Source organism: Acinetobacter sp. UBA991 (genome assembly GCF_002292065.1).
Lineage (GTDB): Bacteria > Pseudomonadota > Gammaproteobacteria > Pseudomonadales > Moraxellaceae > Acinetobacter > Acinetobacter higginsii.
In genome coordinates this window covers 114,924-129,217 of sequence record NZ_DBBF01000010.1, presented here as the reverse complement: position 1 = coordinate 129,217, position 14,294 = coordinate 114,924, and the positions used below count along the sequence as shown (strand labels likewise).

Genomic DNA, 14,294 nt, shown 5'->3' with positions numbered 1-14,294 from the left:
CTTTAACTTCCTAAGCCCCATCCCAAATAGTATATGACTTCCTTATTGATTAAATTAGCACCAATAGTGGGTTAGGTCAAGTCGCTTAATTTTCTAAAAATAAGCTGGAATAAAAAAAGCCCTGAATCTTTTCGACTCAGAGCTTTGGAGTTTTCGTAACTTCATTCGAAGCTATAAAACCTAAAAATCTTGGTAGGTATATCCAGACTCGAACTGGAGACCTCTACGATGTCAACGTAGCGCTCTAACCAACTGAGCTATACACCTAGAATGAGAAGCATCATATTCATTTTTTATCAGCTTCACAAGTTTTTTTGTGACTGTTTCAGTGCAATCGCACAGTCTTTAAGCAAGCGCTTAAATTCTTCAATATTTGCACCATCTTGCTGCTCTAAAAAAACAATTTGTTGATATAACACAATCGCTTGTTCAAACACCTGTTTATTTTCAACCTGACTTGCCAAACGCTGCATCCACACTTGAAAAGTCTCTGCGTGTTGTTTATGCAGATTTCTAGGTAGTTGCTTCTGAAACTTAAGTACAGCTCTTTGATAATCAGCTTGCTGCCTTGTTTGCTTCCACCAATAGATACCCACGTAAACCATCAAAATAGCGAATACGCCAACAATCAACACAATTGCATATGCATAACTTGAATCCAGACCTAATCGAGATAACCAGTTCTTCTGTTTGTTTGCATCATAACCAACGACTTTACTTTGCCATTGATAACTTAAATAATCACTCCAAATCCGCATATTTTTTAGAAACTTAAACTGTTGCAAACGCCAAGCTTTACTTTCATCTCCCCATACAGTTTGATCTTGTGCCAAATAATCCTGCATGCCCGTATCAATTCGTTGCGGTGCAATCATGGCTGTTGGGTCAATTCTTTTCCATTTTCCATCTAGATAGACCTCACTCCAAGCATGTGCATCCAGTTGTCGAACCTCCCAACTTTGCCCATCAGGCGCCAGTTGACCACCTTGATAACCCGTCACTACCCGTGCGGGAATACCCGCATAACGCATTAGCATGACAAAACTAGACGCATAATGCTCACAAAATCCTTTCCGACTGGAAAACAAGAATTGATCTATACGATCCCCACCTAAAGTCCCAGGCGTCAAAGTGTATACAAAGCCATTCTTTCGATACCATGACAGCACTGATTGTAGATATTGTTCAGGTTGCTTCTGACTTTTTTCAAACAGCTCATGCGCCAATTGCTGTGCTTTAAGATCCCGTCCCTCATCAAACCTAAGGTTTAACTCAAGTTGACGTGCTGACAACAAAATAGGCTCTGCCGACATGCGCCCCAACCACAACATCTGTATCGGTACATTGCGCTTAACTAATTTTGTTGGGCGAATACTATTATCTTGATACAACTGCAAATAACGTTCTTGCGGAATCGAGTATTCCAAACCCATGATCCAATTGGCTTGTTCATCTGCTGCTAAATATTGATAAGGTACGCTTCTTTGGGTGGACTGCACATTTTTAATTTGTTGATTAAAAAAACTACTGGTCCAAGTCGTTCCATCATATTGATCTAAGACTAAAGCTCTCCAGTACAATTCTGATCGACTTGGAAATTGCGACATATTTGCCACTACCCGAAAGGCCAAAGCCGAGGACTGTGATAATTGTGCAATATCTCCAGGTGACATGCGATCACTAATCCCAGTCGTGGCTTGATTAGTCTGAATTGGTACTGCCCAAAGCGGTGGCAATCGTGGAAAGAAAATAAATAAGATGAGAAAGAAAGGAATTGCTATGCCAACAAATTTAAAAATTTGCTTCACATCTTGTTTAAGTTGGTTTGATGAAAGTTTCGTTTGATTAAACAATCCCGTCTGTATCCGATACAAACCCAATAAACACATCATAAAGACTGTAAATACAATCAACGCCATCCAAAAAGCTTGGCTATGTAACAATAGGCTGGCACTGACAAATAGAGCAAAATTAAAGACAATCAATAAATCACGAGTGTTTTTAGCTTCTAAACATTTGGCAAATAAACAGGTACTTAAAAAGGCGACGCCCGCTTCCACCCCAAAGATCGTTTGATAATTGATATAAACGATACCCAAGGACAATAGAATAAAAATCACCAAAAACCATTTAGGAAAAGGCACCCAGCTTTGTTTACGATATCTACGAACCAATAACAGCCAAACCACCGCCCATAATCCCGTTAAAGCAGCAGGTGCAAAAGCGGTTTGCCCAAGTAATACAAAAGCCAAGACAGCTAAAACACAGAAGTAGATTTGCTTAGTCATCATTATGCCTGCGCCAATAAAAGTTTGGCCTGAATTAACTGAGATTGTCCTTGCCCGCTTTCTAAGCGAGCATGCGGCAAAATAAGTGCATAATCATCACCTAACTGTTCACATTGCTCGACCAAACCCATCATAAAGCTTAATTTATCTTCATGGCTTTGAGCTGGAATCTGCTGATAGTCAATTTCCAGATGCTGGTGATTAGCCTGAGCTTCAAACATTTTGATCAAAAATCCCTGCCCCCGTGCGACCTGTTTCCATGCCACATTTTGATAAGAATCACCGTGTTGAAAGCCACGTAACTCTTTAAATTCATCTAAGCTATCTTGGGCAGAAGTCGGCTTATTTTTATGCTCTTTCTGCCAATCATAGCCCTTCGGGGCAACCCAGACTTTATGTTTTGGATATAAATAAGTCCATGCGCGGACTAATCCTAATGGATAAGTAGAATAAATTTTAATGGTCTCAAATTCATAGAGTCCACGTTTGTCAGGCATAACTGCAAGCTCAACACTATGTTGTGTCTGATCTATAAAAACCAATTGCTCTTGAGCTTGCCACTGGATCCTTAGATAACGTACAGAACGAACAGGTTGTTTAAATAGCAGCTTTAAAATGATTGCTTGATCGACTTGTCCGACTTCAGGCAGCACAATATCAATTTGTAAATCATGTAATTGCTTAAAGGTCAGATAAAAACTAATACAAAGAATGGCACTGATTAAAAAGCAAAATCCTAAAATCAGATTGTTTGCATAGTTAATTCCAGCAATAAAGGTAATTAAAATCAGGACCAGATATAGAAAACCTTGTTTATAGACAAAAACCAAAACGTCCTTTTGTCGCAAGGTTTTACTACGATCCACTTGGAAACGCTTTGCGATCCATTGATTGACCTGTTGTTTAAGTCCAGTTTGCATAGTCTGTACTCACCTATAATGCATCAACTGACTGCAACAGTTGTTTTACCTCCATCTCCCCCAAACTTAAACGATGCGCAACTACAGCCACAAATACCGTCTGTACATCATCCGTGGTCACGAAACTGCGTCCTTCAACTAACGCATAAGCTTGTGCTGCAGCTTTCAGTGCCAATACTCCACGTGTAGACAGGCCATGTCGTTGCTTACGTGTTTCAGCAGCCAAATCTAAAATATAATTGAGTACGGCGTCACTGAGAAAAATCTGTTTTGCCAATTCACGCAAATGTAAAATATCGGCTTGGGTAAAGACTGCGTCTAATTGATGAATCAGGACTTGGCGAGAGCTTTGTTGTAACAGTAATTTTTCTGCTTGGCGAGATGGATAACCCAATGACAATCGCATCAAAAAGCGGTCTAGTTGAGACTCTGGTAATGTATAAGTTCCACTTTGAAACAGTGGATTTTGCGTAGCCAACACCCAAAAAGGTTGTGGCAACTCATAATGCACGCCATCGACAGTGATAGCCCCTTCTTCCATCGCTTCCAACAAAGCACTTTGGGTTTTAGGGCTACAGCGATTGATTTCATCGGCAAGTAAGATTTGAGTAAAAACAGGGCCTTGCTTAAACTCAAACACATGTTCTTTTTGATTAAAAATATTGATACCGATGACATCACTGGCCAACATATCATTGGTAAATTGAATGCGCTGAAAATGTAATCCAGCCAACCGAGCCAAGGCACTGGCTAATGTGGTTTTCCCCAATCCAGGTAGATCTTCAAACAATACATGTCCACCAGCCAATAGACAGGTCAAAGCCAGTTTGGTCTGTTGTGGCTTATCTAAAATCAGCTGATTCACTTCAATTAAAAAGTGCTCAATCTTTTGACCGAAGCTTTTAATATCTTGTTCTAATGCTTGGTTTTGTCTTTTTTTGTCTTGAATTGAAGCCTGATCCATGCCCCACATAATTTTATCCCCAAAATGAAACAGTGCATGTTTCAACATACACTGTTTTGGTTTTTTTTCAACGAAATCAATTGATTTCTAGCAAGGGCATTTTTTCATATTACCACCCGCAGAAGGATAACGTGCATCGATACAATGACGATAAAAAGTCTTGGCATCCATCGGGGTTAGATCAGGATGATGCGCTTTCATATGCTGTACATAAGTTTCATAATCTGGCACACCCACCATCAACCGAAAACTCTGCTGCAAACGCTGCCATAACACAGCAATACGCGACCAATTCTTGGGTGATAAAAGCAAATGTTTTTGCGACATGATGGTGAATTTAATAATCTTCACAATCACTGCGCTGCCTTGTCGAGCAATTTTAAAATCCATCGCTACTCTCCTTTGATGCTATTCGCCGTCATCGGGGTTTCTGAATAAACTGCTGGTGCCTCGTTCACTGTTGGTGTCGGGCTCGCCAATGCTCTGCGTACAATACCAATCGAAGCAATGATCATCACAATCGCAACAATCATAAAGAAGCCACACAGTGCAGCATTGATCTGATTTGACATCACAATCGTTTGCATTTCAGCAACGGTTTTGGCTGGTGCAAGCACCTCACCACGCGCAATTGCATCCGAGAAACGATTCGCTTGTGCAAGGAAGCCAATTTTTGGATTTTCATGGAAAATCTTTTGCCAGCCCGCAGTCATTGAAGTAATGAATAAGAAAATCGTCGGGACAATGGTGACCCAAACATACTTCTCTTTTTTCATCTTGAATAAAATGACGGTTCCTAAAATCAGTGCCATCGAAGCAAGAATCTGGTTACCAATACCAAATAACGGCCACAATGAGTTAATCCCACCAAGTGGATCAACCACACCTTGATACACGAAGAAGCCCCAACCTGCCACTGCGACAAAAGTCCCGACCAAGTTCCCAAAGAATGAACTCGATTGTTTAATCGCTGGAACCACGATACCGACTGTATCCTGCACCATGAAACGACAAGCACGTGTACCCGCATCTACAGCAGTTAGAATAAATAATGCTTCAAACAGAATCGCAAAGTGATACCAGAACGCCATCATTGAGCGATTGTTAAAAATCTCTGAAATGATATGTGCCATACCAATTGCAAATGTAGGCGCACCACCTGTACGAGACAGGATTGAACTCTCACCCACTTCCTGAGCCAATAAGGTCAACATTTCTGGACTCACCACGAAACCAAGATTACGCACAGCTTCCGCAGCGGTCTCTACCGAGGTCCCTAAAACTGCTGCTGGTGCATTAATCGCAAAGTAAATGCCTGGATCGAGTACTGTCGCACAGATCATTGCCATGATGCCGACGAAAGATTCCATCAACATACCACCATAACCGATCATACGAATATTGACTTCGTTATCGACCAATTTAGGTGTCGTTCCAGATGCAACCAAGGCATGGAAACCTGAAATCGCACCACAAGCAATGGTAATAAACAGGAAAGGAAATAAACTACCCGCAAATACAGGGCCTGTACCATCAACAAAATGGGTCACTGCTGGCATTTTCAAATCAGGCATCGCGAAGATAATCCCAATCGCCAAGCCTGCAATCACACCAATTTTAAGGAAGGTTGATAAGTAATCACGTGGTGCTAACAGCAACCAAACCGGTAAAACAGAGGCGATAAAACCATAAATAATTAAGGCCCAAGTCAATTGAGTACCACTGAGGGTAAATAACTGCCCCCAATATGGATCTTTTGCAACATCCCCACCATACACAATTGCCGCCATCATCAGTACAAAACCGATAATCGACACCTCTGCAATTTTCCCTGGGCGTAGATAGCGCATATACACGCCCATGAACAAGGCGATTGGAATGGTTGCAGCAATACTGAACACACCCCATGGACTATGCGCCAATGCTTTCACGACGACCAAAGCCAGCACAGCAAGGATAATGATCATCACCCCCAGCGTACCTAGCATCACAATCACACCCGCAAAGGTACCCAATTCCTGTTTGGCCATTTCTCCCAAAGAACGACCATCACGTCGTGTTGAAATAAATAGAACAAGGAAATCTTGTACCGCGCCTGCAATCACCACACCGACTAAAAGCCAGATCGTCCCAGGTAAGTAACCCATTTGCGCTGCGAGAATTGGACCGACTAAAGGCCCTGCACCTGCAATCGCGGCAAAGTGATGACCGAATAAAACGAACTTATTGGTCGGAACATAATCCAGACCATCGGCAAGGCGATGAGCTGGGGTTAACCGTTTAGGATTTAATTCAAAAACTTTGTTTGCAATGAATAAACTATAGAACCGATATGCAATGCTATATACACAGACTGCGGCAAGAACTAACCAGACCGCATTAACATGCTCACCACGACTAACCGCCAAGATCCCAAATGAAATTGCCCCAACGATGGCAACCAAACTCCAAAGGAGTTTCGAGGGAAGTGTTGACTTTGCTTGTGTTGTCTCCATTCAAAACCTCTCAAATACATAATGCGTGGTTAGGGTCTGTTGACATTTCACTTTACGAGCGATAGCTATCATTGCGACAGAGAACATTTTTAGAAGACATAAAGCATGTCTTATGCAATTTAGCTATTCTAAATAATGAGTAGCGATTACAGCTACGCAAGATAATGTAGTGGCAACAAAAAATGTCAGCAAGCCCTATTAGATTTCCCTTTCCATATTTTCTGTAGAAGAAATATCTTTGTAAGTTTACCTTCTAGCTTCAATTATTTATCTAATACTTTGGCATAAAAAAAGGGATGATTGTTTAATCATCCCTTCGATAATTGTATATCTTGAGTAGCTTGGCTACTCATTCACAATTATGCACGTTCTAGGTAGTCACCAGTACGTGTGTCTACACGAACGCTTTCTTCTTGCTGTACGAATAATGGAACACGTACAACTGCACCTGTTTCAAGCTTCGCTGGCTTACCGCCACCGCCAGAAGTATCACCACGTACACCTGGATCAGTTTCAATAATTTTCAACACAACAAAGTTTGGTGGATTTACGTTCAAAGGTACGCCATTGAATAACATGATCGTACATTTTTCATTTGAATCGTCCTTTAACCATTTCGCAGCATCGCCCATTGCTGTTTTATCAGCAGCGATTTGCTCGAAAGATACAGGATCCATGAAGTTCCACATTTCGCCATCGTTGTAGAGGTAATCCATTTCAACTTCTACAATATCAGCTGCTTCTAAAGAATCACCTGATTTGAATGTTTTTTCTAATACTTTACCAGAGCGAAGGTTACGTAATTTCACACGGTTAAACGCTTGACCTTTACCTGGTTTTACATATTCATTTTCCATGATTGAACATGGGTTGCCATCAAGCATAACCTTAAGGCCTGCTTTAAAATCATTTGTAGAATAATAGGCCATGAAAGGCGCACTCCAAACTTAAAAATCAAATCTTATGGGCTTGTTTAACATTCATATTTGGTTGCGACACAGGAGATTTTTTCGACGATACAAGGCATGGATGGTGAAATTTAGTTATTCTAAATGAACCATACATAACGCAGTAGCTACAAAAAATCTCCCTGTCCCGTAGGGTTATGGCTAAAATTTCCTCATACTTCGTTATGAAACTTGGCAAGGGAATAGCCATTCCCTGCGTTTCACGCCTCGCATGATTAAATTTTAACCAATAACGCAATTCATATATGAACGTTAAACAAGCCCCAATGCTAGACTAGGCACACAGCTGCGGCTAACACTATTTTTACGTATGGCATGATAAACTATTTACATCAAGAGCAAAACTGGCAATCACAACTCAGTGACCTAATTACTGATCCTTTAGAGCTGTTAAATCTGCTTGAGTTATCTACCGATCAACTATTATCAGGGGCAATCCTCGCCTCTGAACAGTTTAAATTGCGCGTGCCACGTGCATTCGTCGGAAAAATGACCATTGGCGATCCGCTTGACCCTCTGCTATTGCAAGTCTTACCCCATCATCTCGAACTGGAAGAACATCCTGAGTTTGTGACGGATCCTTTAGGTGAAGAAGCCGCAAATCAAATGGCAGGGGTTTTACATAAATATCAATCACGTTTTTTGTTGACCTTAACAGGTGCATGTGCGATTCACTGTCGCTACTGTTTCCGTCGTCATTTCCCGTATCAGGAAAATCTGCCTAAAAATGACGATTGGTTAAATATCAAACAGTATATTGAGCAAAATCCACAAATCAATGAAGTGATTTTGAGTGGTGGTGACCCCCTCACACTAAACAATCGAAAAATTTCGTTGTGGCTAGAACGAGTCGCATCTCTCCCTCAGATTAAGATATTGAGAATTCATTCACGGGTTCCGATTGTGATCCCGAATCGTATTGATGAAGAGCTGATTTCTATATTAAAAAACAGTAGGCTACGTATTGTAGTAGTGGTACACTCAAACCACGCAGCTGAACTTGATGATTTCACTTGCTCGAAGTTGCTAGAGTTGTCATTCCAGCATATAACCGTCCTAAATCAGGCAGTTTTGCTCAAAGGTGTGAATGATTCTGCAGAAACTTTAAATGCATTGAGTAGCCGTTTATTTGAAGCACGAGTAATGCCCTATTACCTTCATGTTTTGGATAAAGTTAAAGGTGCTCAGCATTTTGATTTAAGATCTTCAGAGATAGATCAGATATACAGTGATGTATTAGCGAGTTTACCAGGATATCTCGTCCCGAAACTCGTCAGGGAAATTGCGGGCGAAAAAAATAAAACACCGCTTTTTGGGGTTCAAACATTCTGAGATTGATAACACAATGATGAATAATGCTTTTTCGGATATTTTTCAAATTCCAACAGTCTTAAGACGGGACAAACTTAGCTTTTGTGATACCAATTCTAAAAGTCTCAATGAATGGATTTCAAATCTATCCATTATGCAGTTGGGCGATACCTCCAAAGCACTATTTGCAGCTTTATTAGAGCTGAGTGAACTGGAATGTTCGGAAACTTTACGTTTTGACTTGGTTCAGGTTCTGCACCCAACCATTGAAAATGTTTTGGGAAGTCTGGAAAAGAACTTTTTCAATCAGGGCGTGATTAGCTCAGATCGTAATGAGCATATCATTGAACTAGCAATGTTATTGCGTTGCTACTTTGCAGCAATCTATATCAATATTGTGCGTCGCAGTAATGACCAGCTTGATCAGCAAAAGTTTTCTATTTTCGCGCTGAATCAAAAGAAAAATCTGCAAACGGCAAGAACCTTAGCCACCTTTCAATCGCTACAGCAATTAACCCAATTGCTCTATCAACAACATATGTTGTATAGCGAGCCAGTTGCTGGGCAGTGGTTAATTGCCCATCAACTCTATGATGCAGCAGTGACACATAAGTATCAGCATACCAACTTAGATCAGTCTCAGGGTAAACCAAGTTCGATTACCAATATTACTCAGGCCTATGCCCAGCTGATCTTGATGGATATTTTTAATACCAATCAAATTCGTCAATCTGAAATACAAGCTCTGTTCCAGTGTAGTTTTGACTGGGCCAAAATGGTCCAAATCTTGGCTAAAGAAACTGATTTAACCAAGTATGTCGTAGATACCAGCAAAGACCATCCACCGATTTATAATAAAAAACAAAGTTCTGGCTTCAACCCAAACATCTTTATCAGCACACATAGTTTGTTGGATCATGTCACAGCAACACTGCATAAAAATGCAGAATATATTTCTAAAAATGAAAAAATCTATTTAACCCCAGCACTGAAATTTCATGTGCAAACTATTTTAGGTACAACTGCAGAACGCCGTCATGAGCGTTATGAATACTCAGCGCAACTGCATATTTGCTTTGGTTTACTGACTGCGCACTTCTATCTCTCCAAAGCTAAGAATTTCGCAGAGACCTTATTGCTAGACCACAGTTATGGTCTACAAAATGAATCGAAGTTTATGTCGGCTTGGGACAAAAAAAGTGCTTCTGACAACCAAGAGTCTGCGATTCAACGTTTAAGTCGTGAAAGTAAAGCCGTTTATCAAGCTGATATTCTAGATATCAGTGTCAATGGTTATCGTATTAAGTGGTCTGGAGAAGCACCAAAGAATCTAAGAACTGGCGAATATATTTTAGTCAAAGAAACATCACATGGGCATTGGCGTGGAGGCGTAATCCGTTGGCTCAAACAATCAAGCGAGAAAAGTCTAGAACTCGGTTTAGAAGTATTGGCACAAGAGATCTTCCCTTGTGCTGTTCGCATACAGGCTGATCGACATATCAGTAATTATCATCCAACACTTTTATTAAAAAACCAAAATCTGGATGAAACAAAAACAACTTTAATTTTACCAGGTTCACAAATTTTTAGAGAACATCAAGCTGTTCATTTAAGATTGGGGAAAGAGGAAGTCAAGGTGTATTTATTAAACGCACAATTAATTACCCAGAGTTTTGTTCAATTTGAATTTGAACTGCTAAATGATGAGGAACTTCCGGTTCTTCAAAAATATATGGCACAAAAAAATATGGACACAATTGATCAAGATTTATGGGAAGCATTAAAGTGAGAAATTCTTTACTGTCTAAGAAACTCAAACGGACAGAAACCCGTTTACTAATTATTGACGACAATCAACTTCGTTATAATCAAATTGCCGCGATCTTTAAGGCGCAAGATCATCAAATTCATGCCACCTTATTAGATGATCTTAAAACATTTGAAAAACAGTTAAATTTACCCTGGGATATTGTGATTTTTGGTCGTGCTTATGACTTAAAAATCGAACAAACTCTATCCTTGATTCAAGCTTCATCGCAGCCAAGCTTGCCTGTGTTGTTACTGGAACCTGATGACTATAACCATGATCAATATCAGACCTATATTCACAAAGGCATCTATGATGTTTTGAATCTTAAAATACCTGAAACGTTCTATATTAGCATGATCCGTGCATTGTCTTATAGTCGTCTGGTTCAAGCTGAACACCGCTTGCTCAATGAGCTTGAAGCAGCACAAACGCAAGCTCAATCCTTAGTCGCAGAGACGCATAAAGCTGTTGCCATTTTACAAGAAGGTATTCACATCAGTGCCAATACTGAATATGCCAACCTATTTGGATTTGCGAGTGAAGATGAACTGATTGGCTTACCGATCCTCGATGTTTTGCAACCTGAAGATTTAGCACAATTTAAACTGCGCTTTAAAAAGATTTCTCAAGGTCAGTTCGAGCAAGGACGTTTTGAGCTGCGTACTCAAAATGCAACTGTGAAGAACAACCCATTACATCTTGAGTTTTTACCTTCAGGCAATGAAGAGGAAATTCAACTCAATATTGAATGTGGAACATCATCACAAGTAACTGCAGCACCTGCAACTGTCATTTCATCTGAGAAAGTATCCAATTTAAATAGTGCTTTACAACAGATTAATCGACAGCTGACCAATCATCCAGCCAATGCCAATGCAGTTGTGCTGTTTAGCCTGAGCAGTTGTCCAAATGAGGTTTTTCAAAGTGATTGGCGTAGCACCAAAGCGTATTTTGCCAATATCCAAAACTTTATCAAAGAACAAGTCAGTGTTCCTGTTTATCCAGTCGATAGCACACTCTACGTTGCATTGTTTCAAGCTGAATCCAAAAATGTTTTGAATTCACTGCTGATTGGTTTAAACAGCTTGCAGAAACCACAACTTTTAGCGACTACTCAGCACACCTTCCCTTTACACCTTAAATTGGGTTATTGCGAACTTGCACAAGCCATTCCAGATGAAGCGGTTTTTGAGCAGGTCCTAAGTAAAGCATTCACTGCAGCTTTACCAGTATTCAATAGTCCAAAAATTGATACTGATATTGGTTTAACAACCGAACACATTCCAACAAAAGTCCAGTTAAGCTTGTTACAAGAACTGAAACAGAAACTGGATATCGGTGATATTCATCTTAAATATCAGCAGCTTTATGATAAACAAGATCAGCATACACATACTTATGAGGTTTCTGGCGGCTTTATCTATAACAATCAATGGCAAGACTTAAGTGATCTAGCCGATCTTAAAGATGATGTTGAATTATCAGTTCAACTAGACCGCTGGATTCTTGTTGAGGCATGTAAGCAATTACATAACTTCATCACTCAATATCCAAAAGCCAAGCTGATTGTCAACCTCAATCATCATGTGTTATTGAATGATCAAAAACTCCCAGAGTTAGTTGCAAAATTACTCACTATTATTGGCAGTAAACAAGCACACCCATTAATTCTGCAATTTTCTGAACAAGCACTGCAACAGAACCTATCGCAAGCACAGCCACAAATTGCCTTGTTGCGTCAACATGGTGCTGAAGTTTCGATCCGAGGTTTCGGTGATTCACTTTATAGTGACTCGATGCTGCAACAGATTGATGCTCAATATTTGAGTCTACATGGCAAATTGACCAAAATGCTTGCCTCTGAAAAAGACATGGCAAACTTACAAGAAAAAATCCTGCATTTTATTGGCCAAAAACCTGTGGAAATTTTCTTGATGGAACTCAATGACATGAACCTGTTTGCCAATGCATGGAATGTTGAAGCACGTTTTTTACAAGGGAACTACTTCCAGAAAAAGCTTGATCGCTTAACCGATGTACAAGACCAATAAGGTCTTGTACACCACTGTCTATATACATTATCGATAAAATATAGGCACAAAAAAACGGGCATATCGCCCGTTTTTTCTTTCTTGATATTAACGTTTGACAGAACGTGACATACCAGAGAAACGTTGTTTGAATTTGTCGATACGACCGCCAGTGTCCACATTCTTTTGTTTACCAGTATAGAATGGGTGGCAAGCTGAACATACGTCAAGGTAAATTGTTTCTTTACCAAGAGCAGAACGAGTTTCGATTACGTTACCACATGAACAAGTAGCAACTAAGTTTTCATATTTAGGGTGAATATCGGCGCGCATGGTCGATGCTCCTATTTAGTAAGAAAGGCTTAAGCTGTTATCGCAATTGATCACTCTCAATTTGAGGAAAGCAAAGTGTTTTCACACTTGCAGATCAACACCACAACAGACCATTTCTTTTGACTCACCGAGACTCTAAAGGTCAGAGCAAAGCCAACAAGTGCCGAAGATTATACGCCAAAAAATTAAATTTTGCGAACTATTCCTGATTTGATTTTGACCAACGATTCGCAATCACCCCACAAACCATCAACTGAATTTGATGGAAAATCATAATTGGCAGTACGATCATACCTAAAGGCTGCCCGATGAACAGGATTTGAGCCATGGGTACACCGCTCGCTAAGGTTTTCTTGGAGCTACAGAAGAAGATCGTCACTTGATCAGCATGATTAAAACCTAACCACTTAGGTACATACAACGCAAGCAACATCACGAGAGTCAATAATACCGAACACGCAAGTACCAGATACAACAAGGTTAAACCACTGACCTGATGCCATAAACCTGCTACTACAGCACTACTGAATGCCCCATAAACCACCATTAAGATCGATCCCTGATCAAACGCTTTGACGATACTAGGTACTTTGACCATATATGGAAAAACATACGGACGTAATAATTGCCCTAAAATAAAAGGCACCAGTAGTAACAAGGTGATTTGAATAATTGATGTGGTCGGATCAAAACCATGTTGGCTTTGTCCCAAAATAAAATAGCTCACCAAAATCGGGGTAATAAACATCCCGATAATATTGGAGAAGGATGCGCTACATACAGCGGCTGCCACATTACCCTTAGCCATCGAAGTAAATGCAATAGAGGATTGTACTGTTGATGGCAAAAAGCACATAAATAAGAAACCCCAATACAACTGCTGCCCCAGTAGAGGTTCCAACACAGGTTTAGCCAGCAATCCAATCGCAGGAAAAATCACAAACGTAAAAGCAAACACCAAAGCATGCATTTTCCAATGCAGCATCCCTTCAACCACGGCTTCACGTGATAACTTAGCGCCATGTAAAAAGAACAGCACTGCAATTGCGACCGTGGTTAAAATATTAAAATAATGTGCAATCTGACCTGAGACGGGTAAAAAAGTCGCCAGTACTACCATTGCGATTAATAATATTGTAAAGCGGTCCACTGCCAGTTGCTTCAACATAACTTAT

Annotated in this window: 11 protein-coding genes and 1 tRNA gene; 3 read left to right on the top strand and 9 right to left on the bottom strand. The window is 40.2% G+C overall.

Annotated features, from left to right (window positions below):
- Window positions 1-190: 190 nt before the first annotated feature.
- The 7 genes from B2727_RS03885 to efp all read right to left on the bottom strand — a co-directional run bounded on the left by B2727_RS03885 (window position 191) and on the right by efp (window position 7,596).
- Window positions 191-267: transfer RNA gene (locus B2727_RS03885), tRNA-Val, on the bottom strand.
- 35 nt (window positions 268-302) lie between these two features.
- The gene (locus tag B2727_RS03880) at window positions 303-2,288 is read right to left on the bottom strand and encodes a transglutaminaseTgpA domain-containing protein (protein WP_005202640.1); all 1,986 of its coding nucleotides are present in this window, start codon (window positions 2,286-2,288) and stop codon (window positions 303-305) included.
- A 2-nt stretch (window positions 2,289-2,290) separates the two neighbouring features.
- Window positions 2,291-3,208 carry a DUF58 domain-containing protein gene (locus tag B2727_RS03875; protein ID WP_005202636.1) on the bottom strand — a complete coding sequence of 306 codons (918 nt, stop codon included), beginning with the start codon at window positions 3,206-3,208 and terminating at the stop codon, window positions 2,291-2,293.
- Between the two features lie 13 nt (window positions 3,209-3,221).
- Complete coding sequence (locus tag B2727_RS03870; protein WP_005202635.1) at window positions 3,222-4,181, bottom strand: AAA family ATPase; 960 nt, start codon at window positions 4,179-4,181, stop codon at window positions 3,222-3,224.
- A gap of 78 nt (window positions 4,182-4,259) precedes the next feature.
- Window positions 4,260-4,562, bottom strand: coding sequence for a YbdD/YjiX family protein (locus tag B2727_RS03865; RefSeq protein ID WP_004770453.1), 303 nt, complete (start codon window positions 4,560-4,562; stop codon window positions 4,260-4,262).
- A gap of 2 nt (window positions 4,563-4,564) precedes the next feature.
- Window positions 4,565-6,667 carry a carbon starvation CstA family protein gene (locus tag B2727_RS03860; RefSeq protein WP_005183198.1) on the bottom strand — a complete coding sequence of 701 codons (2,103 nt, stop codon included), beginning with the start codon at window positions 6,665-6,667 and terminating at the stop codon, window positions 4,565-4,567.
- A 359-nt stretch (window positions 6,668-7,026) separates the two neighbouring features.
- The gene (gene efp, locus B2727_RS03855; protein WP_004808248.1) at window positions 7,027-7,596 is read right to left on the bottom strand and encodes an elongation factor P; all 570 of its coding nucleotides are present in this window, start codon (window positions 7,594-7,596) and stop codon (window positions 7,027-7,029) included.
- Between the two features lie 354 nt (window positions 7,597-7,950).
- Between efp and epmB the strand changes: the two genes are divergently transcribed.
- From epmB to B2727_RS03840, 3 genes are read left to right on the top strand one after another with little or no spacing between them, the layout of a single operon-like run.
- Complete coding sequence (epmB, locus tag B2727_RS03850; protein WP_005202633.1) at window positions 7,951-8,967, top strand: EF-P beta-lysylation protein EpmB; 1,017 nt, start codon at window positions 7,951-7,953, stop codon at window positions 8,965-8,967.
- 13 nt (window positions 8,968-8,980) lie between these two features.
- The gene (locus B2727_RS03845) at window positions 8,981-10,735 is read left to right on the top strand and encodes a hypothetical protein (protein ID WP_005202631.1); all 1,755 of its coding nucleotides are present in this window, start codon (window positions 8,981-8,983) and stop codon (window positions 10,733-10,735) included.
- Entirely contained in the window at window positions 10,717-12,807 is a 2,091-nt protein-coding gene (locus tag B2727_RS03840; protein ID WP_005202629.1) for an EAL domain-containing protein, read from the top strand. Before B2727_RS03845 ends, B2727_RS03840 begins: the two co-directional genes overlap by 19 nt.
- Before the next feature lie 87 nt (window positions 12,808-12,894).
- Here B2727_RS03840 and rpmE read toward each other — a convergent pair whose 3' ends face one another.
- Together rpmE and B2727_RS03830 are read right to left on the bottom strand one after the other, a co-directional pair.
- Entirely contained in the window at window positions 12,895-13,119 is a 225-nt protein-coding gene (gene rpmE, locus B2727_RS03835) for a 50S ribosomal protein L31 (RefSeq protein WP_004808257.1), read from the bottom strand.
- 199 nt (window positions 13,120-13,318) lie between these two features.
- A complete protein-coding gene (locus B2727_RS03830) occupies window positions 13,319-14,287 on the bottom strand; it encodes a bile acid:sodium symporter family protein (protein ID WP_005202627.1) in 969 nt (322 codons plus the stop codon).
- Between the last annotated feature and the right edge of the window lie 7 nt (window positions 14,288-14,294).

Excerpts from the sequence above, each read along its gene's own strand:
- B2727_RS03875 (WP_005202636.1), bottom strand. The coding sequence starts at position 3,208 with ATGCAAACTGGACTTAAACAACAGGTCAATCAATGGATCGCAAAGCGT.
- B2727_RS03860 (WP_005183198.1), bottom strand. The coding sequence starts at position 6,667 with ATGGAGACAACACAAGCAAAGTCAACACTTCCCTCGAAACTCCTTTGG.
- B2727_RS03840 (WP_005202629.1), top strand. The coding sequence starts at position 10,717 with ATGGGAAGCATTAAAGTGAGAAATTCTTTACTGTCTAAGAAACTCAAA.
- B2727_RS03830 (WP_005202627.1), bottom strand. The coding sequence starts at position 14,287 with ATGTTGAAGCAACTGGCAGTGGACCGCTTTACAATATTATTAATCGCA.
- B2727_RS03845 (WP_005202631.1), top strand. The coding sequence starts at position 8,981 with ATGATGAATAATGCTTTTTCGGATATTTTTCAAATTCCAACAGTCTTA.
- B2727_RS03880 (WP_005202640.1), bottom strand. The coding sequence starts at position 2,288 with ATGACTAAGCAAATCTACTTCTGTGTTTTAGCTGTCTTGGCTTTTGTA.
- efp (WP_004808248.1), bottom strand. The coding sequence starts at position 7,596 with ATGGCCTATTATTCTACAAATGATTTTAAAGCAGGCCTTAAGGTTATG.
- B2727_RS03870 (WP_005202635.1), bottom strand. The coding sequence starts at position 4,181 with ATGTGGGGCATGGATCAGGCTTCAATTCAAGACAAAAAAAGACAAAAC.
- epmB (WP_005202633.1), top strand. The coding sequence starts at position 7,951 with ATGATAAACTATTTACATCAAGAGCAAAACTGGCAATCACAACTCAGT.
- B2727_RS03865 (WP_004770453.1), bottom strand. The coding sequence starts at position 4,562 with ATGGATTTTAAAATTGCTCGACAAGGCAGCGCAGTGATTGTGAAGATT.
- rpmE (WP_004808257.1), bottom strand. The coding sequence starts at position 13,119 with ATGCGCGCCGATATTCACCCTAAATATGAAAACTTAGTTGCTACTTGT.